The sequence below is a fragment of the Geobacter grbiciae genome, assembly GCF_018531165.1.
GTDB classification, from domain to species: domain Bacteria; phylum Desulfobacterota; class Desulfuromonadia; order Geobacterales; family Geobacteraceae; genus Geobacter; species Geobacter metallireducens.
Map to the genome: position 1 here is coordinate 205618 of NZ_JAHDIW010000003.1, position 25591 is coordinate 231208.

Consider the following 25591-nt stretch of genomic DNA (forward strand, 5'->3'; position numbering starts at 1 on the left):
GAGCGTTGATCAGTCGTCGGTCACTCTACGGGATAATTAATGAAATGACAAGGAATTATTTCCGGGCCTTGGGGTGGGCCTTGTCGTAGACTTCCATGAGGCGGTCGATGCCGACATGGGTGTACTTCTGGGTCGTGGAGAGGGAGGCGTGCCCCAGAAGCTCCTGGATGGCTCGCAGGTCAGCTCCCCCTTCCAGCAGGTGGGTGGCGAAGGTGTGCCGGAGGGTGTGGGGGGAAATCTTTCGCATGGCGGCGATCCGGAGGATATGCTTGTCCACCACGCGCCGGACGCTGCGGGAGGTGAGGCGCCCTCCCCTGGCATTGGTGAAGAGGGGGGCGTCGAGGGGGGGATGGTTTCGGGCGGCCAGGTAGCGGGAGAGGGCGGCGCGGGCGATGCTTCCCACCGGCACGATCCGCTCCTTTCCCCCCTTGCCGAGAACCCGTGCGGTGCCGTCATCCAGGTCGATCCCCCCTATGTTCAGGCCGGTCAGTTCAGACACCCGGACGCCGCAGGAGTAAAGGGTTTCGAGGATGGCCCGGTCCCGCAGGCTCAGGATGTCCGGCTCCTTTGGGGTTTCCACCAGGGCGGTCACCTCGTCGATGGAGAGGTGATAGGGGACCTTCTTTTCCTTCTTGGGGGTGGAGACGAGCTCGGCGGGATTCTTGACGAGGCGCCCGGTCCGGATCAAGTGCTTGAAAAAAGCCCGCACCGCCGCTAGCTTCCGCCCCACGGAGCTTTTGGTTTGGTCCCGGTGCAGGAGCGCGAGCCAGCGCCGGATCAGGAGGTGCGAAACCCCTTCCGGTCCCGCCGCCGCTCCCGTTTCCTGCCGGACGAACTCCCGGAACTGGGCCAGGTCCGAGCGGTAGGCGGCGAGGGTGTGGGGCGAGACGTTGCGCTCCGTTTCCAGGTGCCGGATGAAGGCTGCTATCTCCTGTTCCATGGGGACTCCTTTTTGCTGCCGACAGCATAGCAGATTTTTCCCCTAAACCGAACCCCGGTTGTTTCCGAGAGGAAAACAGGATATTCTTCTTTCGTTTCCCTGTGGTTTTGACCACGGTCAAGGCGCGGGAACGGCTTTGAAAGTAAGTTTCGGAATAGTCAATCAATCCTGGAGGTACATGAGAGCGTGAAACGGGTGGTTATTATCGGCATGGGGTTCGGCGGCATCAGGGCGGCCCGCGTTCTGGCGGGAAAGGGGCTCGACGTGGTGCTGGTGGACCGGAACAACTACCACCTCTTTCAACCCCTCCTCTACCAGGTGGGGACGGCGGGCCTCGAGCAGGAATCCATTGCTTACCCGGTGCGGGCCATGGCCCGGGAATGGCGCGGCACCCGCTTCCACCTGGCGGAGGTGGCCGGGGTCGATTTCGCGGCCCGGGAGGTGGTGACCGGCAACGGCCGCATCCCTTACGACTATCTGATTATCGGCGCCGGGAGCGTCACCAACTACTTCGGCCTCGAATCGGTGGAGCGCCACGCCTTCGACCTGAAGGAACTGGTGGACGGAGAGCGGCTCCGCAACCATATCCTCACCGCCTTTGAACGGGCCGTGGTGGAGCCCGACCCGGCGAAGCGGCGGGCCCTCATGACCTTCGTCATCGTGGGGGGCGGACCCACCGGGGTGGAATTTGCCGGGGCACTCATGGAGCTCGTCCGCTACGTCCTGGCCAAGGATTACCCGGAGTTGAGCGTCCAGGCGGCCCGGGTGGTCCTCGTGGAGGCATTCGACCGGCTCCTGGCCACCATGCCGCAGGAACTGCAGGTGTACACCCTGGAGAAGCTCCGGACCATGGGGGTGGAGGTCCTGTTCAACGCCCGGGTGGTGGATGCGGGGCCCGAGCGGGTCATCCTCCACGACGGCGCCATCATCCCGGCCCATACCCTCTTCTGGTCGGCGGGGGTCAAGGCGGCCCCCCTGGCTGCGACCCTCGGCGTCACCCCCAAGCCGGGGGGGCGGATTCCCGTGGAGCCCGACCTGACCCTTGCCGATCATCCCGAAGTCTATATCATCGGCGACATGGCGTACCTCGAGCAGGACGGAGCGATCCTCCCCATGGTGGCGCCGGTGGCGATGCAGATGGGGACCTATGCCGGCGAGGCCATCGTGGCCCGGGAGAAGGGTGAAACTCCCAAACCGTTCCGCTACCGGGACCGGGGAAGCATGGCCACCATCGGCCGGAGCGCGGCGGTGGCGTGCGCCTTCGGCATGAAGTTCCGGGGGTATGCGGCGTGGCTCGTCTGGCTTCTCCTCCACCTCTACTACCTCATCGGTTTCCGCAACCGGATCGTCGTCATGCTCAACTGGATCTGGTACTACTGGTTCCATGAGCGCCAGGTGCGACTCATCACCGAGCGGGTGGAGGAGTGAGGCACGCCGTCGCCATCGAGCGGGCCGGGGATTACCAACCCGACGTGGTCAGGCCTGCTCTGGACCGCCTTCTCAAACCCTTTGGGGGGATGGTCTCCTTCGTCAAGCCTGGGGAGAGGGTTCTTCTCAAGCCGAACATGCTTGCTGCGAAGGAGCCGGAGCGGGCGGTCACGACCCACCCTGAGCTGCTCCGGCAGGTGATCGGCCTCGTCAAGGAGGCAGGGGGAATTCCGCTCGTGGGGGACTCCCCCGGCGTCGGCGGCATCCGGCGGGTGGCGGAGCGAAGCGGTATCCTTGCCGTGTTGGAGGAGACCGGGGCTGAATTCGTCCCCTTTGACGAGACGGTGACGGTACGGGGCCAGGGGCTCTTCCGGGAGTTTCAGATCGCCCGCCCCTACCTGGAGGCGGACCGCCTCATCAACCTCCCCAAGCTCAAGACCCACGAGATGATGACCATGACCTGCGCCGTGAAGAACCTCTTCGGCGCGGTGGTGGGGGCCGCCAAGGCGGGTTGGCACCTGAAGGCGGGGGCCGACCGGGAGCTCTTTGCCCGGATGCTCCTGGAGATTTATCTCTTGCGCAGGCCCGACCTGACCATCGTTGACGGCATTCTTGCCATGGAGGGGGATGGGCCGGGAAGCGGCGACCCGCGCCCCTGCGGACTCCTCCTCGCCGGGACGAATCCGGTGGCGGTGGATGTCATCGCCGCCGAACTGGCCGGCATCCCGAAGAAGCTCCTCTGGGTGGAGCGGGCCGCCGAGAAGCTCGGCATCGACGGCTGGGACCGGGCCACCATCGACACCCGCGGCGTACCCGTTGACGAAGCGAAGGTTTCCCCCTTCCGCCTCCCCCACATTTCCGATGTCCAGTTTGGCCTTCCCCGCTTTCTCAAGAACCGGCTCCGCCACTACCTCACCTCGCGTCCCTGCGGCAATCCCGAGGTGTGCACCCTCTGCGGCATCTGTCGCGATGCCTGCCCCCCCCGAGCCATAACCATCCGGGACGGAAAGCTCCAGTTCGACTACCACGCCTGCATCCGCTGCTTCTGCTGTCGGGAACTCTGTCCCGAGGGGGCCCTCAACGTGCGGGAAGGGGCGCTCCTGAAAATGATTAAGAAATGTATATAAAGATATTTAATCGCCCCCTCCGTTGACATTCTCCGGGGGGGTGATTACTATTGAATCAGGCCCGCAAACGCGGGAACATCATTGCGAAAGGAGACCTCGGCCATGTGGACCACGATCTATATGCTTCGCCCGGTAACCCGTTGCAAGGAGGGTTGCCGACGCATGCCCGTCGCGTAGTGCGGCGGGCTTAACCACCAGCCCCCTGTCTGATGAAGACAGGGGGCTTTTTTGTGTCAACCGGTTGAGGTTTGCCTCGTTTTCATCTATACACAAAGCATAATTCCGATAGAAGATCATCCTCGCCGAGGTCCCCCATGAAGAAATTCCTCATCCCCGCCGCTGCCGTCCTCGTGGTGGCCGGCGTTGCCGCGTACTTTACCCTGAACAAAAAGCCGGAAACGGTGTTCAAGACCGCCAAGATCGAGCGGGGGGATATTGTCTCCACTGTCTCCGCCACCGGCAACCTTGCCGCCGTGGTGACGGTACAGGTGGGTACCCAGGTTTCGGGCACCATCCAGAAGCTCTTTGTGGACTACAACTCGCCGGTGAAAAAGGGGCAGGTCATCGCCCAGATCGATCCCTCCCTGTTCTCGGCCCAAGTGGAGCAGACCCGGGGAAACTATCTGAACGCCCAAGCCAACCTCCAGAGGGTGAGGGCTGATCTGGCCGATGCCCGGCGGAACCTGGAGCGGAACCGCCAGCTCCTCAAGGACGGTGTCGTCTCCCAAAGCGATTTTGACGTCGCAGACAATCGGTACCAGATGGCCCAGGCCACCGTGAAAGCGGCCGAGGGGAGCGTGGCCCAGACCCGCGGCGCCTTCAGCCAGTCGGAGACCAACCTCCGCTATGCCACCATCCGTTCGCCCGTGGACGGCATCGTCGTCTCCCGCAACGTGGACGTGGGGCAGACCGTGGCCGCCTCGTTCCAGACCCCGACCCTCTTCACCATCGCCCAGGACCTGACCCGCATGGAGATCGACACCAGCGTGGACGAGGCCGACATCAGCCGGGTGCAGGTGGGGCAGCCGGTCAGCTTCACCGTGGACTCCTATCCCGAGAACCGCTTCACCGGCACCGTCCGGCAGGTGCGCAACGCCCCGGTGGTCACCCAGAACGTCGTGACCTACGTGGTGGTGATCGACGTGGACAACAAGGACATGAAGCTCAAGCCGGGGATGACCGCCAATGTCAGCATCGAGACCGCCCGCAAGGACAATGTCCTGAAGCTCCCTTCCGCTGCGCTCCGGTTCCGGCCCAAGAAGGGGGGTGATGAGAAGGAGGCGAAGGGACAGCAGGCTGGCCAGGAGCAGCGGAGGAAAAAGCGGGAAGGTGGGCAGCAGGTCTACATCCTGGGGCCGGAGAACAAGCCGGTTCCGGTGCCGGTTAAGACCGGCATCGGCAACGATGGGCAGGTGGAACTGGTTTCCGGGAACCTCAAGGAAAACGACCAGGTGATCATCGAACAGGTTACCCCGCAGCAGAAAAAATCGGGCGGCATGGGCGGACCCATGGGGCCGAGGTTCTAGATGGGCGAGGTGGTCAAAATAACCGACGTCACCAAGGTCTATACCATGGGAGACCAGCGGGTTGAGGCCCTGAAGGGGATATCCTTCACGGTCTCTCAGGGGGAGTTCGTCGCCATCATGGGGGCCTCGGGTAGCGGCAAGTCCACCTGCATGAACATGCTCGGCTGTCTCGATGTCCCGACCAGCGGCGAGTATCTCCTGGAGGGGGTGAATGTGGGGGGGCTCTCCCGCAACGAGCTGGCCGAGATTCGCAACCGCAAGATCGGTTTCGTGTTCCAGGGATTCAACCTCCTGGCCCGGACAACGGCCCGGGAGAACGTGGAGCTGCCCCTGGTCTACGCCCGGGTGCCGGCGGCGGCCCGCCGGGAGCGGGCACTGGCGGCCCTGGAACGGGTGGGGCTCGCCGGCCGGGCCGACCACTACTCGAACCAACTTTCCGGCGGCCAGCAGCAGCGGGTGGCCATCGCCCGGGCACTGGTGAACGAGCCGGCCATCATTATGGCCGACGAGCCCACCGGCAACCTCGACTCCCGGACCACCGTCGAGATCATGGCCATCTTCCAGGAACTGAACCGCCACGGCATCACTATCCTCATGGTCACCCACGAGCCCGATGTGGCCGCCTTCACCGGCCGCCATCTCGTCTTCCGGGACGGCACCATCATCGCCGATTCGCCGAACGCCTCCCCTGCCGTGGCGTCGCCGGCCCAGGGGGAGGCCCCATGACGACCCTCTGGCAAAGTCTCCTGATCGCCCTCCGGGCGCTGCGGGTCAACAAGATGCGGGCACTCCTGACCATGCTCGGCATCATCATCGGGATCGCCGCCGTCATCGCCATGGTGGCCATTGGTGCCGGGGCGAGCAAGATGATCTCCGACCAGATCTCCAGCATCGGGAGCAACCTCCTCCTGGTCCTTCCCGGCTCCACCACCAGCGGGGGGCTTCGGACCGGGGCCGGCGGCACCCCGACCCTCACCTATGACGACGCCCGGGCCATCAAGGCGGAATGCCCGTCGGTGGAGAATGTGGCCCCTACGGTGCGGGGCTCGGCCCAGATCGTCTACGGCAATCAGAACTGGTCCACCATCGTGATGGGGTGCACCCCCGAGATGGTCGTCGTCCGGGACTGGCCCCTAACAACCGGCAGAAACATCTCTCAGCCCGATGTGGACGGCGCCACCAAGAACTGTCTCATCGGCCAGACCGTGGCCGAGAACCTTTTCGGCGATGCCGATCCCATCGGCAAGATCATCCGGATCAAGAAGATACCGTTCACCGTCATCGGGATTCTGGACCACAAGGGGCAGTCTCCCCAGGGGACAGATCAGGACGACGTGATCTTCGTGCCGCTGCGCACTGCCCAGCGCAAGCTCTTCGGCAGCCAGTTCCCCAACACGGTGGGCGCCATGATGATCCAGGCGAGAAGCGCCGATGTCCTCAAAAAGGCCGAGGAAGAGGTGACTGCGCTCCTGGACCAGCGCCACCGGATCGGTCCGAGCCGGGAGCGGGACTTCACGGTGCGCAACCTGTCGGAGATCCTCGCGGTATCGGAGCAGTCCTCCAAGGTCATGTCGATCCTCCTGGGGGCCGTGGCCTCCATCTCCCTAGTGGTCGGCGGCATCGGCATTATGAACATCATGCTCGTCTCGGTCACGGAGCGGACCCGGGAGATCGGCATCCGGATGGCCATCGGCGCCAAACAGCGGGACATCCTCCTCCAGTTCCTGACCGAGGCGGTGCTCCTCACCACGGCGGGGGGGATCATCGGCATGGGGCTTGGGGTGGTGGGGGCCATGGCGGTCTCGAAGATCATGCAGTGGCCCACCCTCATCTCCACCCAGGCGATCGTCATTGCCTTCCTCTTCTCCGCCGGCGTCGGCGTCTTCTTCGGCTTCTACCCGGCCCGCAAGGCGGCCAACCTGAACCCCATCGAGGCGCTGCGGTACGAGTGAGTCCCGCCAGGGACGCAATGAACGAAAAAGGGGAAAGGCTGGTCGGCCTTTCCCCTTTTTCGCTCTATCCATCTTGTTCTGAATGGTTCCTATTCCGGCTTCGGCTTCTCCCCCGCCGGTTTCTTCCGGGGCCCGCGGCGGCGCTTCTTCGCCTCCCCTTCTCCCTCTTTCTTCTCCCCTTCCGGGTGCTTCCGGCCGTGGCGGGTCGGCCCCTTGGCTCGGGTCTCGTGCCCCTTGGGCTTCGGTTTCACCCGCTTGAAGTCGTGGACGAAGAGGTCGTCCTCGGCCCACTCCACCGGGATCTTGTCCTTGATGTACTCGTGGATCGCCTCCAGGTGGAAGGCGCCGTCCTCATCGGCCATGGAGATCGCCTTTCCCTCGGCGCCGGCCCGGGCGGTGCGGCCGATGCGGTGGACGTAGTCCTCGGCGTCCTGGGGAAGGTCGTAGTTGATGACGTGGGAGACCCCGTCGATGTGGAGGCCGCGGGAGGCGACGTCGGTGGCGATCATGATCGGGAGCTTGCCGTTCTTGAAGTCCTCCAGAATCCTCATCCGCTTGCGCTGCTCCACGTCGCCGGAGATGACCCGACAGGGGAAGTCGTTGGCGTTGAGCCGCTCGTCCAGGAACTCCGCTTCCCGCTTGGTGTTGACGAAGATCATGGTCCGTTCCATCACCTTCGTGCGGAGGAGACCCAGGAGGAGCGGGAACTTCTCCTTGCGCCCCACGTGATAGAGTATCTGCTGCACCTTCTCGGCGGTCATCTGCTCGGGGGTGACCGCCACCTTCTCGGGGACGTTCATGAATTCGTAGGCCAGCTCCATGACCCGCTGGTTGAGGGTGGCGGAGAACATGAGGTTCTGGCGCTTGTCGAAGGGGGGGAGCCGCCGGAGGATGAAGCGGAGGTCGGCGATGAACCCCATGTCGAACATCCGGTCCGCCTCGTCGATGACGAGGACCTCGATCTCCTTGAGGGAATAGACCTTCTGCTTCAGGTAGTCAATGAGGCGCCCCGGGGTGCCGACCACCACGTCGGCCCCTTCCTTGAGGGCGCTGCGCTGTTTCATGTAGTCGACGCCGCCGTAGATGGCCTGGATCACGAAGCCACAGTGGGCCCCGAGGGCCTGGGCGTCCTTCTCGATCTGGACCACCAACTCCCGCGTGGGGGCCAGGATCAGGGCGCGTGGATTGCGGGTTTCCCCTTCCTTTGGATTCTTCAGGAGGCGGGTGAAGAGGCTGATGAGGAAGGCGGCGGTTTTGCCGGTACCGGTCTGGGCCTGACCGGCCACATCCTTGCCGGAAAGTGCCAGGGGAAGGGTCTTTTCCTGGATCGGGGTGCAGTCGGTGAAGCCGGTGTCGGCGATTCCCTGTTGCACCTCTTCGGGGAGGTTTAAGTCGGTGAATTTCATCTGGTGTTCCTTTTTTTCGTTATTTCAACCAGATAGCTATAGCACAGGAGGTCGGGAATGGCAAGAAAAGCGCTTCCGAGCTTCCGGGCTTTTGTGGTATGGTACGCCCACTTCAACCCCGAGGAACCGACAAGAATGCAGCGCATGATCGAAATTTCTTCACCCTTTTTCCTGAACCCTGACGAACTGTCAACGCCCGCCGATTGGGCCGCCGTCTTCGGCAACGCCAATCCCCTGGCACTGGAGATCGGCTGCGGCATCGGCGACTTCATCGCCAAGACCGCCAACGATAATCCCGGCACCAACTATATTGCCATCGACTTCTACAACAAGGGGTGCGACAAGACCTGCCGCCGCCTCGAACGGCTGGCTATTCCCCATGTCCGTGTCGTGCGGGACGAGGCCCGCAAGTTCATCGTCGAGCGCATTCCCAAGAGCTCCCTCTGTGCTGTCCACATTAACTGCCCCGACCCGTGGCCCAAAAAACGTCACCGCAAGCGCCGGCTTGTGAACCGGGAGTTCGCCGCGTTTATCCGCGAGTATCTGGCACCGGGGGGCGATTTCTACTTCGCCACCGACTTTGACGACTACGGCATCGATGTGTCGGAGTTCATGCCGGGAGTGGAGGGGTACGCGAACATGCTCGCCCCGGACCGTTACCGCCACGAGTTGGAAGGGTACCATCTCTCCAAGTACATGATGAAGTTCATGGCCGAGGGGAAGCGGATATACTTCGTCCACTACCGGAAATCGGCGGAGAGCGCTGAATGAGTGACGAGACCTTTTACCTAACCGCTGAACTTCCCGGCACCGGCGGGACCATCAAGGAGACCGTCGACGATTTCGTGGTGGAGGAGATTCCCCTCTACCTCCCCTGCGGCGAGGGAGAGCACGTCTACGCCCTCATGGAAAAGCGGGGGGTGACGACCCTGGACGCCATCCGCCGCCTGGCCCGGGCACTGAAGCTCTCCGAGCGGGACGTGGGGTATGCGGGCATGAAGGATGCCCGGGGGGTGACCCGCCAGACCGTGTCGCTCCCCCGGATGAAGCCCGAGGAGGTGCTCGCCCTGGAGCTTCCCGGCATCCGCATTCTCTCGGCGGTGCGGCACCGGAACAAGCTGAAGCTGGGGCACCTGGCGGGAAACCGGTTTCGGATCCGAGTCAGGGGGGTGGTGTCCGACGCCCCGGCCCGGGCCACGGCGATCCTGGCGGTGCTGGAACGGCGCGGCGTCCCCAACCGCTTCGGGGAGCAGCGCTACGGTGCTCAGGGGAACAGCCATCTCATCGGCCGGGCCATGCTGGCCGGCGACTGGCGCGCTGCGGTGGATCTCCTCATGGGCGATCCGGCAAAGGTTACGGGGGAGGCATGGCGGAGCGCCATCGAGGCGTACCAACGAGGGGAACTGGAGGAGAGCCAGCGCCTCTTCCCGGGCCACTGCCGCACCGAGCGGGACGTCATCCAGCGTCTCGTGAAGCGCCCCGACGACTTCGAGGGGGCCTTCCGCGCGGTCAATCCCCGGCTCAGGAAGCTCTACCTCTCCGCCTGCCAGTCGGCTCTTTTCGATCACGTGGTGGAGGCCCGGCTCGACTCCCTCGACACCGTCCAGGAGGGCGATCTGGCCTGGAAGCACGCAAACGGCGCCTGTTTCCTGGTAACGGACTCCGCGGCCGAAGCGCCACGGGCGGAGCACTTCGAGATCTCCCCCACCGGGCCGCTCTTCGGCTGCCGGATGATGATGCCCGAGGGTGAAGAGGGGGCGCTGGAACGGTCGCTCCTGGCGGCCGAAGGGGTGGAGCCGGCCAGTTTCGACCTTCCCGGCGGGCTCCGGATGGAGGGGGAGCGGCGACCCCTTCGGGTTCCCCTGGGGGATCCCCGGGTTTTCGCGGACGCTGACGGGCTGGTGCTGGAGTTTTCGCTTCCCAAGGGGAGCTACGCCACGGCAGTCCTGCGGGAGGTCGTGAAGGGGGGTAGGCTGGATTGAATTACGCCCGCGGCCTGGAGAAATCGCGGTAAAAGCCGATACAATGTAAAACAGCCGCAATGCAGCCGATTCCCCATGGGGAGGTGCTCTATGGAGCATGATCGCGAGTGGTACGACGTCAACATCTTTCGTCCCCGGAAGGGGTACATGACCGGCGAGGTGGTGATCATCCTCTTCGTCCTCCTTGGCTGGGCTGTGGCCAACTTCGGCGTCCAGGCCATCCTCTGGCTCCTCTCCGAAACTCCCCAGGGGGAGGGTATCCTGACTCGCCTCACCTTCCTTTCGTTCCCCTGGCATTTCTGGTTCACGGCCCAGTTTCTCCCCCTCTGGTTCATCATTCTCTGCATCCTCTTCAATATTTACATCGACCGGCACACGGAGCAGCACAGCAGAAGGAAGGATCGAAGCCATGACTGACGCGGGGCCCAATCTCATACCCCTCATCATTGTCACCCTTGCCCTTGCCTCCTTCATCGTGGCGGGGCTCCGCGCCCGGGCCCGGAGCGCCAGCGATTACGGCATCGGTGGCCGCTACATCGGCCGGATCGGCGGCGGGGCCGCCATCGCCAGCAACTGGATGAGCGCTGCTAGCCTCCTCGGCATGGGGGGACTCCTCTACCTCCACGGGTATTACGCCCTGGCCTACGTGATCGGCTGGACCGGCGGCTACGTACTCCTTCTGGTCCTCATGGCGGGACAGATCCGGCGTTTCGGCAAGTACACGGCGCCGGACTTCGTGGGGGACCGCTACGCGTCGCCCATGGCAGGGCTCATTTCAGCCGGCATCTCCATCACCATCTCGATCATCTATTGCACGGCCCAGTTCAAGGGGATCGGGATGCTCTTCGGCTGGCTCTTCGGCACCGGCTATCGCAACGGCGTGATCCTGGGAGCCGTCGTGGTGGTTGGGTACGTGATCATCTCGGGGGTGCTGGGTGTGGCCCGCAACCAGCAACTCCAGTACACGCTTCTCATTGTCTCCTTCATTCTCCCCCTCATGGTGCTGGCGTACAAGCTCGGCTACTTCTGGGTTCTCCCCCAGTTCGGCTATGGGGTGGCCATCCAGGACCTGAAACGGGAGTTCGGCATCAACTTCGCCGCCCCATTTGCCTCGGGTTCCCTCTTTCAGTGGATATCCCTCTGTTTCACCCTCATGGTGGGGACCGCAGGGCTCCCCCACGTGCTGTCGCGCTTCTACGTGGTCCCCAACATCCGGGACGCCCGGTGGAGCCTCGTGTGGGGGCTCTTCTTCATCGCCCTCATCTACTGGTCGGCTCCGGCCTACGCCGTCTTTGCCCGGCTCCTGGAGGCCCGAACCGGAATGACCCTTCCGCCTGCCGCGGCCGAGAAAATGGCCGACCTTATCGTTATAAGGACAGCGGTCATGGGGGGGCTTCCCCCGTGGATGATCGGGATTCTCGCCGCCGGGGCCGTGAGCGCCGCCTTTTTCACCGTGGCCGGGCTCCTCATCACCGGCGCCTCCTCTTTTTCCCACGACATCTACTACCGTTTCATCAACCCCCGGGCGTCGGAGACCACCAAGATGGCCCTCTCCAAAGCGGCGGTGGTGGCCCTGGCCGTGGTGGTGCTGGTGATCGCCATGGACCCGCCGGGACTCATCGCCGAGATTACCGCCGTGGCCTTTGCCCTGGCCGGCAATACCATTTTCCCCGCGTTCCTCCTGGGTATCTGGTGGGGGCGGGCCAACCGCCACGGGGTTATCGCGGGGATGCTGACCGGGGTCGTCATTACCTTTTCGACTCCCCTATTCGGCCGTTTTCTGCCGGTGGTGGCGGATATTTTCCCCCTTACCTCGTCGGCCTTTTTCGGCGCGCCGGCCGTTATCGCCGTAATGGTAGCGGTGTCGCTCCTGACCCCTCCGCCCCCTGAAGAGGTCCGGCGGTTCCTGGCCGAGCAGGTTCACGGCCACATGGACTGACTATGACGGTAAAGGAGCAGTGACATGGCGCTGTTACTAGGTGCGAGGGGGGAGGATATCCTTACCCGGCGCGGGACCGCCGAGTTCATCGAGCAGGTGCGCCAGGGACTCTATGCCCGCATGGCACACCTGTCGGCCGGGGACGAGGAACTGCTGCTCCTGGGGGTAAGGAATGCTCTGGAAGAGGAACTGGCGGCTGAACAGGGGTGCCGGGAGGATTTTTCCCGTGTCCTGGACGAAGCCGACCAGGCAGAGGATGTCCGGGAGCTCATGCCGATCCAGGACCGGCTGCGGGCCATGGCGGCCGATTACTTCAGCCGTCGCGGATCGGTTGCGGCCTACCACCTTATGCGCACGGTGGCCCTGGACCGGATCACGGGGGCAGTCCTGAGGATAACCTTGAGCCAGATGGCGGCGGGAGGTGTGGGGGTGCCGGCCGGGCGCTGGTGCTGGATGGCCCTCGGCGCTGCGGGGCGGGGGGAGGTGAGCCGGTTCGATGCCTGCGATTTTCTGTTGGTCCACGAGGAAATCGAGGCCGGATCGTCCTTTGTGGGGTTCAGCGGCAGGCCAGCCCCCCTGCTGGAGCGGTTGAGTATTGGCAGCCGCGCGGGTATCACCCCCGCCTCTTCCTCATGGCGCGGGAGTCTCACGGAGTGGCGCCAGCGGATTGCCGCCAGGGCGGTCGAGGGGGGAGGAGACATGGAGTGGCTCGTCCGCCTGGCCGATCTGCGCCTGGTGGCCGGCGATCCCTCCCTTGCCGCCGAAATGGTCAACCTGGTCCGGTCCGCTCTTTCGGTCCAGATCGATCCCCTGCGGGAGATCGCCCGGCGGACGGCAATGATGCAATCGGGCTTCGACTTCTTCGGCAGGCTCCGGCTGGAGCGGGGGATGTTCAATCTGGCCCTCTACGGTATAGGTCCCCTTGTGGCCAACGTGCGGATCATGACGGTACGCTTCGACATTCAGGAAACGGCGACAACGGAGCGGATCCGGGGACTTCTCTACCAGGGGCGCATTGACGTGGAACTGGCGGAACGGCTCCTGCGGGCCTGGAACTGTTTCTACCGCCATGGCATCCGGCGGGAGATTGCGGGGGAAAACGGCATTCTCGTTGATACCGAAGAATTCGGAGAGGATGCCGAGCGCGAGCTCCACGCGAGCCTCGAAGCGGTGGGAAGCCTCCAGAAGATCGTTTACAGCAGTATCAGTGGGCAGGGGTAGGCGGGATGCGGATATCCCTCTCCACCGGCACCCTCTTTACGTTTCCCCTCGGCAAGGTCATGGCCATTGCCCGGGATGCGGGGTTCGACGGGGTGGAGCTCATCGTCAATCAGGACTTCCAGAAGGTCAACTGCCGCACCCTCATCCGGGAGCTTGCGGAAATCCTGCCGATTCACTCCATGCACGCCCCCTTCATGCCCCTGGATGGCTGGGGAAGCTCCATCGACTCGCTGAAGCGGTGCGTGGAACTCTCGGCCGACTGCGGCGTTCAGCTGGTGAATTTCCACCCCCCCTCGTGGATGGGGTTCGAACTGGGGTTCTGGCGCTGGCTCTACCGGGTGATGGATTTCCAGAAGGAGGTGGGGCAGGGGGGGGTCATCGTCACCCTGGAGAACATGCCGTGGGTGGGGAAACGGGTCAGGATGAACCCCCATATCCTCTCCAGCACGACGAAGTTCATCGACTTCATCCAGGAGCGCAACCTCTTCATGACCTTCGACACCACCCACATGGGGTCGGGGAAGGCCAACTTCATCAACGACTTCTATCTCTGTTACAACAGCGGCCGGATCAGGAACATCCACTTCTCAGACTATGGCCACGGTCGCGAGCACCTGCTGCCGGGACACGGCATCCTTCCTCTTACCCGCTTTCTCAATCATCTGCGCAGCACCGGCTACAACGATACCCTGACCCTCGAACTCTCCCCCGAAGAGTTTCCCCGCGACGAACGGATCATCGTTGAAAGCCTCAGGGAAATTCTCTCCTATCTCCGCAAGGAGACCGAACACCCTATCCCCTGACGATGTAGACCGAGCAGGGGGAGTTCTTTACCACCTTGTGGGAAACGCTTCCCAGAAGTTTCCGTTTCAGGAATCCCTTCCCCGAACTACCGATCACGATCACGTCAATCTGTTCCTTTTCCGCGAAATCAATGAGCTCGTCCGCGGGATCGCCATACACCACCTTGATCTCGAGGGGGATATCCGCCTCCCTGGCGTTCTTCTCGATGACATAGAAGACCCGCTCCCTCAGTTCGTCCCATTCCTTGGTTTCCGTGATGGGAGGCGGGGGGACGAAGTCGGTGAAGGTGCTCCGGGGTGCATTGGGGAGGACCAGCATGGCGTAGATTTTGCTTTTGAACTGGCTTGGGTTCCCCGCAGCCATCCGGACCGCTTCCTCGGCTGCTTTGTCGGAGAAGGGGGAGCCATCAATGGCCACGAGGATTTTTTTACGCAGGTTGAGCATGGAGAATCTCCTGGAATAGAACAGACATGGAGTTGTCCGGGAGTCTCGCCGGCTCCTGGGTAAGGCGGGAAAAATAATCGATTGGGATGAGGTTATGGTATGAGGCCATCGACATCGGCCGACGCTATCTCCGTGGGACGACTATAAAATAAATAATGAGTCTTGACAATTATAAAACGATATTCTACAGTTCAAGGGGTTTTCGCATAAATATATAACGGAGAAGTGGGTCTTGACAATGGAGTGACGGTTTCTGGCAGAGACGTTACCCTTGACTTATTTCCCCTTAAAGCTTATGTAAGAAGGCTTATTTCTTTCTGTGAAAGAGGAGGGCCAATGGCCAAGAAGGATAAATCGGAATATATCATTCAGGCGGTCGATCACGCCCTTGACCTTCTTGAGCAGTTTCATGAAGATGTGGACGAACTCGGCGTTACGGAGCTCTCCAAGCGGCTGAAACTCCACAAGAATAACGTGTTCCGGCTCCTGGCCACCCTGGAGTCGCGGGGCTATATCGAGCAGAACAGGGTTACGGAGAACTACCGGCTCGGGCTCAAGACTCTGGAACTGGGGCAGACCTTCATTAAGCAGATGGGACTTCTGCGCCAGTCGCGGCCGGTGCTCGAGTGGCTCGTCAAGGAGTGCAACGAGACCGCCTACGTGGCGATTCTCAAGGAGCAGAGCATTGTCTATCTGGATGTGGTGGAGACCGACCTCACCGTGCGGGTTGTACCCCGTGTCGGCTCCCGGCTTCCGGCATACTGCACCGCAGCGGGAAAGGTTCAGATTGCATACATGCCCGACGAAGAACTTGATGCCTTTTTCCCTGTCAAAGAGCTCAAGCCGTACACTCCCAATACGATCACCGACCGTGACGTGCTGAGAAAGCACCTGATGGAAGTGGCGGAGCAGGGGTACGCCATCGACAACGAGGAACTCGATCTGGGGGTCCGCTGTGCCGGCGCGCCGATCCGTGACTATACCCGCCGGATCATCGGCGCGGTCAGTCTTTCCGGGCCATCCATGCGTTTTACCGACGAGAGGATGGCAAAGGAACTCATTCCCCTCATTACGCAGGCCGCCGATGAGATTTCCATGAAACTCGGCTACCACAAATAAAAAAACCCCCGGATTTACCGGGGGTTTTTTTCTATTCTCTCCCTCCAAAGGGCAACCACCTGCCGTTCCGTCTCCTCTGACGTCCCCCGGTTGTCAATGACGGCCGAGCCATAGGAAGCCTTTTCGTCCATGGGCATCTGGGCTGCGAGTCGCTGTTCAGCCTCCCCTCGCCCGATTCCGTCGCGCTCCGTAAGTCGAGCGAGCTGTGTCTCCCGATCGGCGTACACTACCCAGATATCGTCAACCCGGCCAGCCGCTCCCGCCTCGATGAGCAGGGGCGCCACGTAAAAGACCGCTGGTGCGTCGGAGCGGTGGGCCTCTGTCAGCCGCGCTTGTGACAGGCGGGCGATGGCGGGATGGGTTATGGCCTCCAGGCGTCGCCGCGCATCCGGATTGGCGAAGACGATGCGCCCCAGCGCTTTACGATCAATGGTGGCGTCCGGCAGGAGGACCTCCGTGCCGAAGGCGGCCACGATGGCCCGGTGGGCCGGGGTGCCGGGGAGAACAGCTTCCCTCGCGAGGAGGTCGGCATCGATAATCGTGGCGCCGAGTCGTTCCAATATCCGCGCAACGGTACTTTTTCCCGACGCTATCCCACCGGTCAGTCCTATGACTAGCATGGCTCCCTCCCCTGATGACCAGGAACCATTCCATACTTTGTTAAAGCTGTCAATCGGGAAGGGGGCCCGAAGCGGCAGGCTCACTGGGAGGCGACGATGGCGTCATCTTCCAGTCGGAAGGTGATTCCTCCTTCCATGTCATCTTTCACTTCGAGGGTCTTGGTGCCGATGGAAATGACAACGCCGCTCAATACGGCCCGCTCCACGCGTATCAGGGCATCGGAGGCCTGTTCGAGCCTCTTTTCGAGCCGTTTCTTTTCTCCCTTGAGTTCCGATAGCGCCGTCACGAGCTTGTCCTTGGCCTGGCGGGTCTCATTGATCTGCTCGGGGGTGCCTTTGAGTGGGGTAGAGGCAAAGTAGTCAAGTTTCTTGGTCAATTCGTCGAGTTCACGCTCCGCTTCAGCGATCTTCAATTTGACGGTGGAGAGCTTTTCCTTTACGTGGGGATTAACCCCCACGCTCACTGTGGTGTGGACTCCCGCGTGGGAACCGAGGGTTACTGCCTGGATCCGCGATACCGCCTGACAGGACCCGCCGATGATGTGCCCTTTCGTGGTCCCCTCCTGGCCGACCACGACCTGGGTGCCGGCCACTAGGTTGCTTTGCATGGCAAATCCTGCAATCTGGATCATGCCGCCGGCCTCCACAAGGGAGTTTTCCACAAAGAGCGCCTCAATGTTACCCTTTGCGCGGATTAGGGCGCGTTCCTGGCCTGACTTACCCTTGGGATCCCGGTTCTCTCCTGGCCCGATAATCCCTCCCCGCACCACAATGTCCCCCTGCGCCTCAAGGGTGGCCCCCTCGACGACACCGCCGACGGTGATGTCGCCCGTGGCGCGCACCGTCATCCCTGGGGTAATATCCCCTGAAATGTCGACGGAACCCTTGAAGGTGATGTTGCCCGATGAAAGGTCGACATTTTTGATCTTTATGACCGGCTCGATCATGACGCCGTTGGCCACGAGCACCGGTTGTCCGTCGATGGCGGCAATGAGAAGGTCGGGGTCGTCGGGGGCAAAGGTCGTGCCGGGCAGATTCGGGGTGAACTGAAGATCCTTTGCCGGTGGTGCCGGGACCTCCTTTCCCATGATGTTGGTACCCGGCTTTCCCGGGGTCGGAGGAATCCGGCGCATGAGGGGATCACCCGCCTTGACGCTGCTGATCTCTCCCCTGTCACGATAGTCGACGGTTTCGTTGTCCTGAAGTTCGGGTTGCCGGTCGCGTGCCTGGGGGATCAGGCTTACCAGTTCTGCGTCGGTCCCCTGCTCAGGGGGAACTCCCCGCGCAATGAGCAGGTCCGTGGCCTCGCCGGCCTCTATGGCCGTCTCGATTTCATCTGTGAGGACTCCATAGATAACCCCCTGCTCTCTGAGGGCCTGGTGCAGCTGTTCCGGGCGTACCGGTTTCCCGCCATAGGGGCGGGTCAGGGTCAGATAGGCCTCGATGTTGTCAGGAGTGTTGCGGATGATGTAAGTCCCGTCGCGTTGTTCGCCGACATCGTAGACGAACTCCTGGGTGGCGGCATTATAGCGCTTGATGAGCTCCACGAGGGCATGGTCGTAGATGAAGAGATCGGCGAAGCCGCCGGCGACGAGGGCATGCCTCAGGAAGCCGAGGTTTACGGAGGCTTTCTCGGCCGCAGGCACATAGATGGCCTTGAGCTTGCGGTCATCGGCGAGCCTGAAGGTGAGACCCGAAGGGTTTGAGGGGGATTCTCCCATGCTTCCACCTTACTCGGTTGGGTGTTGTTGAGTCTCTCTGAAGACGTGCGTCTATAGGCATACTCATCGGATGGATGTAAAAAAACTTGAGCCACCCCAAGCAATTTGTGTGAAGGGGGATTAGAGCAAAAGCGTACCGTCCCTCAACAGCACCGTGGGGGAGCCATCAGCGGTTACGGCGGTAAGGGTTGGTCGGTAGAAGACGTAGTCCTCGTGAAACGGCGCCTGGACCGTGCCGCCGAAACCTGAATTGTCACCGAGGGCGATGTGGATAGTGCCGAGAATCTTCTCTGCTTCGAGTATGTTGTCGGGCCTGGTAGCACGGTCATTGGTTCCAATGCCGAGTTCGGCGATGTTGCGGTTTTTTCCGTTCTCGGCGAACCGGCGTTCAAGCCACTCCCGATGGGGTTCGTCGCCGCGGATATCGGTAACGATTCCGTTGCGCACGATTAGTTCCACGGGGGAGGAGAGCTTTCGGGTCGGTCCATACTCCAGCACCATGACCCCTTCGCTTGTCCCTTCGAGGGGGGCCAGGTAGACCTCGCCGGCCGGGAGGTTGCCGAAGCTCCCCGGTGCGGTCAGGAGGCCGTCGTCTCCCTCGGCCTGTCGACCCATCTTGCCGATCCGCATCCGCGTCCCGTTGGGGGTTTCGATAAGGATTTCCGTTGCTTCGTTGACTGCCGCCGCAAGCTGTTTGGTCCGTTCTGCCAGGGCATGCCAGTCGATCTGCATGGAGGTAAAGAACATTTCGGGATCGAAGTGGGGGAGACTCGCGAAGCGTCCTCCGGCCGCGTTCACGAGGGACCGGAAGCGGGTATGGCTCGTTGAGTTGTTTGCCAGGGCCACCACCACGTCAACCACGTCACGACGGGAGGCGAGTATCAGTACCCTGGAGCGCTCGACATCGTCCGCTGTAGCCTCTTTTGCCAACAGGCGCGGCAGGATGCCCTCGGCGGCAAGCGTGTCGACAATGCCATTCCCGAAGGCTGACCGCCAGAGAGTTTCCGGCGGCTCGGCTCCCGATGCGGCAGTTGCGGGGAAAGAAACGAAATCCGTCCTTCCGTACGTTGTTTCCGCGAAACGGGCGGCTTCCTCTGCTACCTGCAATAGGCGTTCGCGGCGGTTCCGTTCGGAAGGGATTGGTGCCTCGTCGATGCGGATCGTGTCACTGAAAACAAGTACCCGTTCTCCGCTACGAATCCCCATATTAATCTCAAATAGCGATCTGAAAGCATCCTGATACATTACAGGCTCCTTTTCCGTATGGATGGGTCACGACTGGTGGCTGTCCGGGAACTATACCAGAGGGGGAGAGGTGGAGCAATCATAAGGGAAAACCAATGATTTGTTATTTTTTCCCTTGATTTATCAAAGGATGTTGTGATAGATATTGCATACTGTATACAATTGTGGCTAGCTAAAACAATTAATAAATATAAGTGGTTAAGTGATATAGATCCTGTCTGTGAAGGTCTGAACGGAGGCGTGCGTGGCACAGGTGGTTTTTTCGAGCTGGGGAGGGACTGTCGTCGATAATCGCGCGGGTAGCGAGGCGAAGGACGCAAGCTTCAGGCTCCCGACTACCCTGGACGGTGACCGGGCGTTGGCCGCCTTTATGGGGTGGGACGGCATCATTGTTTTCGATAAGGGTGTCGATGTGCCGGCCATGGCCGCGGAATACATGAAGAGGGTGCAGACCCTGTACTGTTGCGGCAAGTGCACTCCGGGCAAGAAGGGGACCCGTGTCCTTATGGACGCATTGGCCGCCATCGTCGAGGGGAGAGGGACTGAAGCCCAGCTGGATACTATTGCCGATCTGGGCGATCTCCTGGCAAACTGCAAGTGTACCCTCTGCCAGTCGTCCACGGTGCCGGTCATTGATGCGGTAAAGCATTTCCGCGATGACTTCCTTGCCTACGTCAATGGCGCCAAAAAGCCCACGGCAAGCCATCGCTATATCGAGAAGTACACCGCCCCGTGCATGGACCGCTGTCCCGCCCATATCGACATCCCTGCGTACATCGAGGCCATAAAGGAATACCGCTTCGACGAATCGCTTCACGTCATCCGCGATAATATGCCTCTTCCCTCTGTCTGTGGACGGGTTTGCCCCCATCCGTGCGAAACCCACTGTCGTCGCAAAAACGTGGATGATTCGATCAATATCATGGTACTCAAGCGCTCTGCGTCCGACTACGAGTGGATGCATAATGTTGCGCCTCCCATGAAGCCGAAGCCCCGCAAGAATAAGACGGTTGCCATTGTCGGGGCCGGGCCTGCTGGCCTTGCCTGTGCCTATTACCTGGCTCTTGAAGGATATCCCTGCACCATCTACGAAGCTCTTCCCGAAGGGTATGGCGGCGGCATGATCGCCGTGGGTATCCCCCCCTACCGGCAACCGCGGCACCTGCTGCAGCGGGACATCGATATTATCGCCTCCATGGGGGTTGAGCTCATCTACAACACCCGCATCGGCGTTGACATCTCCCTCGAAGAACTCAAGAGCAAGTACAATGCTGTCTTTCTCGCTCCCGGCGCCCACCGCTCGAAGCCCATGGGGGTCGAGGGTGAGGACAAGGGGTACAAGGGGTTCCTCAGGGGAGGGATCGATTTCCTCCGTGAGGCCTATATGGGGCGCCCTACCGGCATGGGTAAGAAAGTGGTTGTCGTGGGCGGCGGTAACACTGCCATCGACTGCGTCCGTGTTGCTCTGCGTGAAGGGGCCGAGGAGTCGATCCTCCTTTATCGCCGCTCCCGGAAGGAGATGCCGGCCGACGTGTGGGAGGTGGATGGCGCCGACGAGGAGGGGGTACGCTTCGAGTTTCAGGTGCTTCCCACCAAAATCATCGTCGACCAGAACGAACAGGTTACTGGCGTCGAGTGTGTCCGGATGGCCCTCGGAGAGCCCGACGCCTCAGGGCGCCGTCGTCCCGAACCGGTTCCCGGCAGCGAGTTCGTGGTTGAGTGCGATACGGTCATCCCGGCCATCGGTCAGGACCCGGACCTCTCGTTCATTCCCGAGAACATGGGGATCGACATCACCAAATGGAATACCGTGGTCACCAAGTACATTCCCCTCAAGGACGCAGCGGGCAAGGATCTGAAGGATGGTATGGGGAACCCCCTCGTCCGGACCCTCATTACCGACCTGGACGGCGTCTTTGCCGGTGGTGACGCCGAGATCGGTCCGCTGACCGTCGTTGCCTGCATCGGCAATGCCCACCGGGCGGCACGGGTCATCCAGCGCTGGCTGGAGGAGGGAAAGGTGTACCTGACCGACGACGAGTTCATGGAGGACATCCTTACCAACCTGCCGGTCTACGACAAGGGTGAAGCGGTGCCGTGGCTCGACTCGGTTGAGAGGGCGCACCAGGCCGAAGTTCATGGCCGGGAGCGGGCCAGCAAGGGGAACTACCAGGAAGTCGAGCTCGGTTTTGCCGACAGTCAGGCGATCCGCGAAGCAGAGCGTTGTCTGCGTTGCTACCGCGTCGCTATGGCTGCGGTCTAATCCACACAAGTCAGCATGTCACTTCGGCCCAAGGCCGGGGCCATGGCGGCCCGGGAGTCGGTGACGACCCCGGGCGCTGGTGTGTCCCGGGTCTGGGCCGCTTTCCAGGGGTGAAACGGATATGGTCAGTCTTACAATCGACGGGAAGGACATCTCGGTAGCCAAGGGGAGCACCATCCTTGACGCGGCGGCGCAGCTTGGCATCACGATACCGACTCTCTGCTGGCTCAAGAAGGTATCGCCAACAGGCGCGTGCCGCGTCTGCGCGGTGGAGGTGGAGGGTGTCGACCGCCCCATGACCGCCTGCAATACGCCGGTCAAGGAGGGAATCAAGGTAACGACCCAGTCGGAGAAGCTCTCCCGGATCCGTCAGAGAATCATGGAGCTGATGCTGGTCAACCACCCCCTCGACTGCCCCGTCTGCGACGCCGGCGGCGAGTGTGATCTTCAGAACTCCTGCTACGGTCTGGGGGCATCACGCCAGGAATACTCGGCGCTCCTGGAACGGCGGGAGATCCGCTACAACTGGCCCCTCATCGAGAGCGATCCGAACCGCTGCATTCTCTGCGAGAAGTGCGTCAAGGTCGACCACGAGGTCGTGGGATGCGATGCCATTGCCGTGGTGAACCGGGGCGAGGCGACGATCATCGATACCATTGACGGCAAGCCCCTCAACTGCGAATTCTGCGGCAACTGTGTCGGTGCCTGCCCCACCGGTACCCTCATCAGCAAGCCTTTTAAATTCCGTGGCCGTCCCTGGGCCTTTACCGTAACCAAGAGCGTCTGTGCCTTTTGCTCCACCGGCTGCCAGATCGAGTATCACACCCGCAACGGCCGCGTCGAAAGGGTCACGAGCGACGACGATAACTTCAACAGCGGCAATCTCTGCATCAACGGCCGTTTCGGGTACAGCTACATCAATTCCTCCGACCGCCTGACACAGCCTCTGGTGCGGGGCGAGAAGGTGGACTGGAACGCCGCCATGGGGACTGCCGCGACGGGGCTCAAGGAGATCGTCGCCAAGTATGGTCCTGACGCAGTGGCTGGTTTCGGTTCGCCGCGGGTCACCAACGAGGAGAGCTACCTCTTCCAGAAACTCTTCCGGAACGCCTTGGGGAGTGGCAACATCGATTCCGAGGCGCGGCTTGGCTTTGCCCAGGCCCAGAAGGCGCTCCGTGAGCGGTTGGGCCTTCGGGGCGCCAGCGCCACCATCGACGCCATTGACCGGGCCGGTGCAATTCTTGTCTTCGGTTGCGATCTGAACGCCGAGGCAACCGGCATAGAGTATCGGGTAATCAAGGCTGCCACCAAGAACGACGCAAAGCTGGTCCTCGCGAACATGCGGGACGTGAAACTGAAGAAGTTTGCCAACAGCCACCTCAAGTACCGGCCGGGGAGCGAGCTGGCCCTCATCAATGCCCTCACACGGGTCGTGCTCGACGAAGGTCTGCAGGACAACGATTTTGCCTCAGCCCGCATTGCCAACCTGGCCGAACTGACTGCAGCCCTCAGCACCGTATCGGTTGCCGATGCCGCAGCTGCCGCCGGTCTGTCCGAGGCCGAGCTTCGCGCTGCCGCCCGGCTGCTCGGCAAGAAAAAGAGCGTGGCCGTTCTCTTCGGCGCCGATCTTATGCGGAGTAGCGGAGCCGATGAAGCCGTGAATGCTCTCGCGAATCTTGCCATCGTCCTGGGTGCCCTCGGCAAGGAAACGGGGGGCCTTTTCCCGGTCTATGAAAAGACTAATATCCGCGGTCTCCTCGACATGGGCGTTGCACCTGACATGCTTCCGGGGTACGCGGCACCGGCGGTCGCGGGCAAGGATCTCTGGCAGATCATCGAGGGGATCGAGCAGGGAAGCGTCAAGGCCCTCTATCTCCTCGGGTGTGATCCCGTCGCCTCCTTCCCCGAGGGCGAGAGGATTCGGGCAGCCCTCGGCAAGCTGGAGCTTCTCATCGTCCAGGACCCGTTCCCCGGCGAGTCGGCGAAGCAGGCCCATATTGTCCTCCCCTCTTCGGTGGCGGCAGAAAAGAGCGGAACCTTCACCACCATTGACGGCCGAGTCCAGTCCATTGCCAAGGCAGCCAACCCTCCTGGCGAGGCCCGCGAGGACTGGGACATTCTGACCGAACTCTGTAACCGGCTGACGGGTGAGAGCCGTCCGGCGTCCCCGGCATCGATCATGGCCGAGATTGCGGCACTCGTTCCAGGGTACGGGGCCGATGTGGTACTGCCGGCGGGCTTCCCTTCCGCTGGGCCGGTTTCCCTCGCCGTTTCGAAGGATGTACGTCCGGTTCAGTCTCAGCAGGCCCCTCTGCTTCTTGCTGGCGCTATCCTTTACCATAGCGGCACCACCACCACCTGGTCGAAGAACAACCTTGAGATTGTGCCGGCCGGCTACGTGGAGATCCACCCCGACGACGCAGCCAGGCTGGGCGTCTCGGACGGTTCCTCGCTTCGTATCTCTGCGGGGGCTGTGAGTGTAAACGCTCCCGCGCGGGTTTCGGGCAAGGTACAGGCTGGTCTCCTCTTCGCGCCTTCCCATTTCCGCGCCATGAACGTCAATGCCCTCCTCGGGAAAGGGGCCGGTGTGGTGCCGGTAAAGGTGGAAAAGGCGTAACCGGCCTTTTGCCCGAGAAAAAAGCACGAAACCCCGCCGTACGAAACGGCGGGGTTTTTTGTTTTTGGAGGCGCGCGAACACTATTGCTGACAGGCCGGTGTCCCTGGGTTTCGGTTCCGGTCGCACTAGTTAGCGCTGTTCAGTTGCCACGGTTCGTCTTCAGGTAGGTGGCGACAGCGGCGTTGTGCTCGTCGAGGCTGGTGGAGAAGTGATGGGTGCCATCTTTCTTTGAGACGAAGTACAGATAGCGGGTGCGGACCGGGTTGAGGGCGGCCTCAATCGCTCCCTTGCTTGGATTGCCGATGGGGCCGGGGGGGAGCCCGGCAATGAGATAGGTGTTGAAGGGCGTTTGGCGCTCGATGTCCTGCTTCGTGACGGCGCCGGCGAAGGCCCTGACGCCGTAGACGGCGGTGGGGTCGCTCTGGAGGCGCATCCCCTTGGCAAGCCGGTTGTGAAAGACCGACGAGATGAGGGGGCGCTCCGTGGCAACTACAGCCTCTTTCTCGATGAGAGAGGCGAGGGTTACAACCTGAAAGGGGGTCATGCCGATGCGGCGTGCCGCGTCGGCGAGTTGACCATCGCAGACCTTGTGGAACTGGGCCGTCATGGCCCTGATAAGTGCTGCCTCGTCCATGGTGCGCGTCACATCGTAGGTGCTCGGGAAGAGATACCCTTCGACGCTTTTCCCCTCAATCCCCAGTTCGGTCAGGAGCGCAGGGTCGGTGGCAGCCTTGAGGAACCCTTCTTTGCTAAAGAGTTTCTGACTCTCAAGGAGTTCTGCCAGTTGGTGGATGGAGTATCCTTCGGGGACGGCGAACCGGCGCACCGTGACCTCACCGTTGAGCATCATGCGGAGGATTTCCCCGGGCCGCATTCCGTTGCTGAACTGGTATTCCCCTGCCTGGAGTTTTCCTGATACTCCCCTGAGACGGGTATGGATGACAAAGAGGCGGGCACTGGAGACAATCCCGTCCCGTTCGAGGTCGGCGGCGATCCTGGCGACCGATTCCCCCTTCGCAAAGTCGACGATCCGCACTGTCTTGCCGTCGCCGGCAGGTAGGGCGAGAAAGAATAGATAGCGGGCAGGGAGGACCAGGAGCAGAAGGAGGGCAAGGGCCGAAGCCGCCAGAATACGGCGATCTTTCAGGACGAAACGCCGGGGCGGCTGATCACCGGTTTCGCCGGGGGTATCTTTTGGTGGTATGGACTCTTCCATGGAAGCAGGGTATCACTGAG

General features: G+C 61.9%; 21 protein-coding genes. 14 read left to right on the forward strand and 7 right to left on the reverse strand.

All coding sequences use genetic code 11. The features are described 5' to 3' along the window. Nucleotides 1–55 precede the first annotated feature (55 nt). Nucleotides 56–940 (reverse strand): tyrosine recombinase XerC, encoded by an 885-nt coding sequence (gene xerC, locus KJB29_RS06410; protein WP_215733871.1) that lies wholly within the window; start codon nt 938–940, stop codon nt 56–58. Between the two features lie 186 nt (nt 941–1126). On the opposite strand from xerC, the gene KJB29_RS06415 reads away from it, so the two are divergent. From KJB29_RS06415 to KJB29_RS06435, 5 genes are all read left to right on the forward strand, one after another. After that, complete coding sequence (locus tag KJB29_RS06415) at nt 1127–2368, forward strand: NAD(P)/FAD-dependent oxidoreductase (protein WP_215733872.1); 1242 nt, start codon at nt 1127–1129, stop codon at nt 2366–2368. Beyond that, a complete protein-coding gene (locus KJB29_RS06420; RefSeq protein WP_215733873.1) occupies nt 2365–3495 on the forward strand; it encodes a DUF362 domain-containing protein in 1131 nt (376 codons plus the stop codon). The genes KJB29_RS06415 and KJB29_RS06420 overlap by 4 nt, the downstream gene beginning before the upstream one ends. A 314-nt stretch (nt 3496–3809) precedes the next feature. Further along, nucleotides 3810–5021, forward strand: a complete 1212-nt coding sequence (locus tag KJB29_RS06425; RefSeq protein ID WP_215733874.1) for an efflux RND transporter periplasmic adaptor subunit — start codon at nt 3810–3812, stop codon at nt 5019–5021. After that, nucleotides 5022–5747, forward strand: coding sequence for an ABC transporter ATP-binding protein (locus KJB29_RS06430; RefSeq protein WP_246560632.1), 726 nt, complete (start codon nt 5022–5024; stop codon nt 5745–5747). Continuing rightward, the gene (locus tag KJB29_RS06435) at nt 5744–6973 is read left to right on the forward strand and encodes an ABC transporter permease (RefSeq protein WP_215733875.1); all 1230 of its coding nucleotides are present in this window, start codon (nt 5744–5746) and stop codon (nt 6971–6973) included. Before KJB29_RS06430 ends, KJB29_RS06435 begins: the two co-directional genes overlap by 4 nt. An 89-nt stretch (nt 6974–7062) precedes the next feature. Here KJB29_RS06435 and KJB29_RS06440 read toward each other — a convergent pair whose 3' ends face one another. Then, nucleotides 7063–8379 (reverse strand): DEAD/DEAH box helicase, encoded by a 1317-nt coding sequence (locus tag KJB29_RS06440; RefSeq protein WP_215733876.1) that lies wholly within the window; start codon nt 8377–8379, stop codon nt 7063–7065. A 135-nt stretch (nt 8380–8514) separates the two neighbouring features. Between KJB29_RS06440 and trmB the strand changes: the two genes are divergently transcribed. The 6 genes from trmB (at nt 8515) to KJB29_RS06470 (ending at nt 14324) form a co-directional block, all read left to right on the forward strand. Then, a complete protein-coding gene (gene trmB, locus KJB29_RS06445; protein ID WP_215734027.1) occupies nt 8515–9150 on the forward strand; it encodes a tRNA (guanine(46)-N(7))-methyltransferase TrmB in 636 nt (211 codons plus the stop codon). Next, nucleotides 9147–10361, forward strand: a complete 1215-nt coding sequence (gene truD, locus KJB29_RS06450) for a tRNA pseudouridine(13) synthase TruD (RefSeq protein ID WP_215733877.1) — start codon at nt 9147–9149, stop codon at nt 10359–10361. The genes trmB and truD overlap by 4 nt, the downstream gene beginning before the upstream one ends. Before the next feature lie 90 nt (nt 10362–10451). Beyond that, nucleotides 10452–10778, forward strand: a complete 327-nt coding sequence (locus KJB29_RS06455; protein WP_004514346.1) for a DUF4212 domain-containing protein — start codon at nt 10452–10454, stop codon at nt 10776–10778. Then, nucleotides 10771–12300, forward strand: a complete 1530-nt coding sequence (locus tag KJB29_RS06460; RefSeq protein ID WP_215733878.1) for a VC_2705 family sodium/solute symporter — start codon at nt 10771–10773, stop codon at nt 12298–12300. The genes KJB29_RS06455 and KJB29_RS06460 overlap by 8 nt, the downstream gene beginning before the upstream one ends. A gap of 24 nt (nt 12301–12324) precedes the next feature. Further along, on the forward strand, nt 12325–13521 hold the full coding sequence (locus KJB29_RS06465) for a putative nucleotidyltransferase substrate binding domain-containing protein (RefSeq protein WP_215733879.1): 1197 nt from the start codon (nt 12325–12327) through the stop codon (nt 13519–13521). Between the two features lie 5 nt (nt 13522–13526). Further along, a complete protein-coding gene (locus KJB29_RS06470) occupies nt 13527–14324 on the forward strand; it encodes a sugar phosphate isomerase/epimerase family protein (RefSeq protein WP_004514343.1) in 798 nt (265 codons plus the stop codon). Here KJB29_RS06470 and KJB29_RS06475 read toward each other — a convergent pair. After that, complete coding sequence (locus KJB29_RS06475; protein WP_004514342.1) at nt 14314–14769, reverse strand: universal stress protein; 456 nt, start codon at nt 14767–14769, stop codon at nt 14314–14316. The genes KJB29_RS06470 and KJB29_RS06475 overlap by 11 nt on opposite strands. Nucleotides 14770–15105: 336 nt before the next feature. Here KJB29_RS06475 and KJB29_RS06480 point away from each other — a divergent pair, with 336 nt between their 5' ends. Next, entirely contained in the window at nt 15106–15888 is a 783-nt protein-coding gene (locus tag KJB29_RS06480; protein WP_004514341.1) for an IclR family transcriptional regulator, read from the forward strand. Between the two features lie 14 nt (nt 15889–15902). Here the strand turns inward: KJB29_RS06480 and coaE are convergent, their stop codons facing one another. The 3 genes from coaE to KJB29_RS06495 form a co-directional block, all read right to left on the reverse strand. Further along, entirely contained in the window at nt 15903–16508 is a 606-nt protein-coding gene (coaE, locus tag KJB29_RS06485; RefSeq protein WP_215733880.1) for a dephospho-CoA kinase, read from the reverse strand. Nucleotides 16509–16588: 80 nt separating this feature from the next. Next, complete coding sequence (locus KJB29_RS06490; protein WP_215733881.1) at nt 16589–18229, reverse strand: FapA family protein; 1641 nt, start codon at nt 18227–18229, stop codon at nt 16589–16591. A 120-nt stretch (nt 18230–18349) separates the two neighbouring features. After that, nucleotides 18350–19435, reverse strand: a complete 1086-nt coding sequence (locus tag KJB29_RS06495) for an aminopeptidase (RefSeq protein WP_246560635.1) — start codon at nt 19433–19435, stop codon at nt 18350–18352. A 283-nt stretch (nt 19436–19718) separates the two neighbouring features. Here KJB29_RS06495 and KJB29_RS06500 point away from each other — a divergent pair, with 283 nt between their 5' ends. Together KJB29_RS06500 and nuoG are read left to right on the forward strand one after the other, a co-directional pair. Beyond that, complete coding sequence (locus KJB29_RS06500; RefSeq protein ID WP_215733883.1) at nt 19719–21737, forward strand: FAD-dependent oxidoreductase; 2019 nt, start codon at nt 19719–19721, stop codon at nt 21735–21737. A 121-nt stretch (nt 21738–21858) separates the two neighbouring features. Continuing rightward, nucleotides 21859–24354 (forward strand): NADH-quinone oxidoreductase subunit NuoG, encoded by a 2496-nt coding sequence (gene nuoG, locus KJB29_RS06505; protein ID WP_215733884.1) that lies wholly within the window; start codon nt 21859–21861, stop codon nt 24352–24354. A 140-nt stretch (nt 24355–24494) separates the two neighbouring features. Here nuoG and mltG read toward each other — a convergent pair whose 3' ends face one another. Then, nucleotides 24495–25571, reverse strand: coding sequence for an endolytic transglycosylase MltG (mltG, locus tag KJB29_RS06510; RefSeq protein ID WP_246560638.1), 1077 nt, complete (start codon nt 25569–25571; stop codon nt 24495–24497). Nucleotides 25572–25591 lie beyond the last annotated feature (20 nt).

Bases quoted from the DNA above. Each gene is read 5' to 3' on its own strand.
- xerC (WP_215733871.1), bottom strand. From the start codon at position 940: ATGGAACAGGAGATAGCAGCCTTCATCCGGCACCTGGAAACGGAGCGC.
- KJB29_RS06425 (WP_215733874.1), top strand. From the start codon at position 3,810: ATGAAGAAATTCCTCATCCCCGCCGCTGCCGTCCTCGTGGTGGCCGGC.
- KJB29_RS06430 (WP_246560632.1), top strand. From the start codon at position 5,022: ATGGGCGAGGTGGTCAAAATAACCGACGTCACCAAGGTCTATACCATG.
- KJB29_RS06435 (WP_215733875.1), top strand. From the start codon at position 5,744: ATGACGACCCTCTGGCAAAGTCTCCTGATCGCCCTCCGGGCGCTGCGG.
- KJB29_RS06440 (WP_215733876.1), bottom strand. From the start codon at position 8,379: ATGAAATTCACCGACTTAAACCTCCCCGAAGAGGTGCAACAGGGAATC.
- trmB (WP_215734027.1), top strand. From the start codon at position 8,515: ATGCAGCGCATGATCGAAATTTCTTCACCCTTTTTCCTGAACCCTGAC.
- truD (WP_215733877.1), top strand. From the start codon at position 9,147: ATGAGTGACGAGACCTTTTACCTAACCGCTGAACTTCCCGGCACCGGC.
- KJB29_RS06455 (WP_004514346.1), top strand. From the start codon at position 10,452: ATGGAGCATGATCGCGAGTGGTACGACGTCAACATCTTTCGTCCCCGG.
- KJB29_RS06460 (WP_215733878.1), top strand. From the start codon at position 10,771: ATGACTGACGCGGGGCCCAATCTCATACCCCTCATCATTGTCACCCTT.
- KJB29_RS06465 (WP_215733879.1), top strand. From the start codon at position 12,325: ATGGCGCTGTTACTAGGTGCGAGGGGGGAGGATATCCTTACCCGGCGC.
- KJB29_RS06470 (WP_004514343.1), top strand. From the start codon at position 13,527: ATGCGGATATCCCTCTCCACCGGCACCCTCTTTACGTTTCCCCTCGGC.
- KJB29_RS06475 (WP_004514342.1), bottom strand. From the start codon at position 14,769: ATGCTCAACCTGCGTAAAAAAATCCTCGTGGCCATTGATGGCTCCCCC.
- KJB29_RS06480 (WP_004514341.1), top strand. From the start codon at position 15,106: ATGGCCAAGAAGGATAAATCGGAATATATCATTCAGGCGGTCGATCAC.
- coaE (WP_215733880.1), bottom strand. From the start codon at position 16,508: ATGCTAGTCATAGGACTGACCGGTGGGATAGCGTCGGGAAAAAGTACC.
- KJB29_RS06490 (WP_215733881.1), bottom strand. From the start codon at position 18,229: ATGGGAGAATCCCCCTCAAACCCTTCGGGTCTCACCTTCAGGCTCGCC.
- KJB29_RS06495 (WP_246560635.1), bottom strand. From the start codon at position 19,435: ATGGGGATTCGTAGCGGAGAACGGGTACTTGTTTTCAGTGACACGATC.
- nuoG (WP_215733884.1), top strand. From the start codon at position 21,859: ATGGTCAGTCTTACAATCGACGGGAAGGACATCTCGGTAGCCAAGGGG.
- mltG (WP_246560638.1), bottom strand. From the start codon at position 25,571: ATGGAAGAGTCCATACCACCAAAAGATACCCCCGGCGAAACCGGTGAT.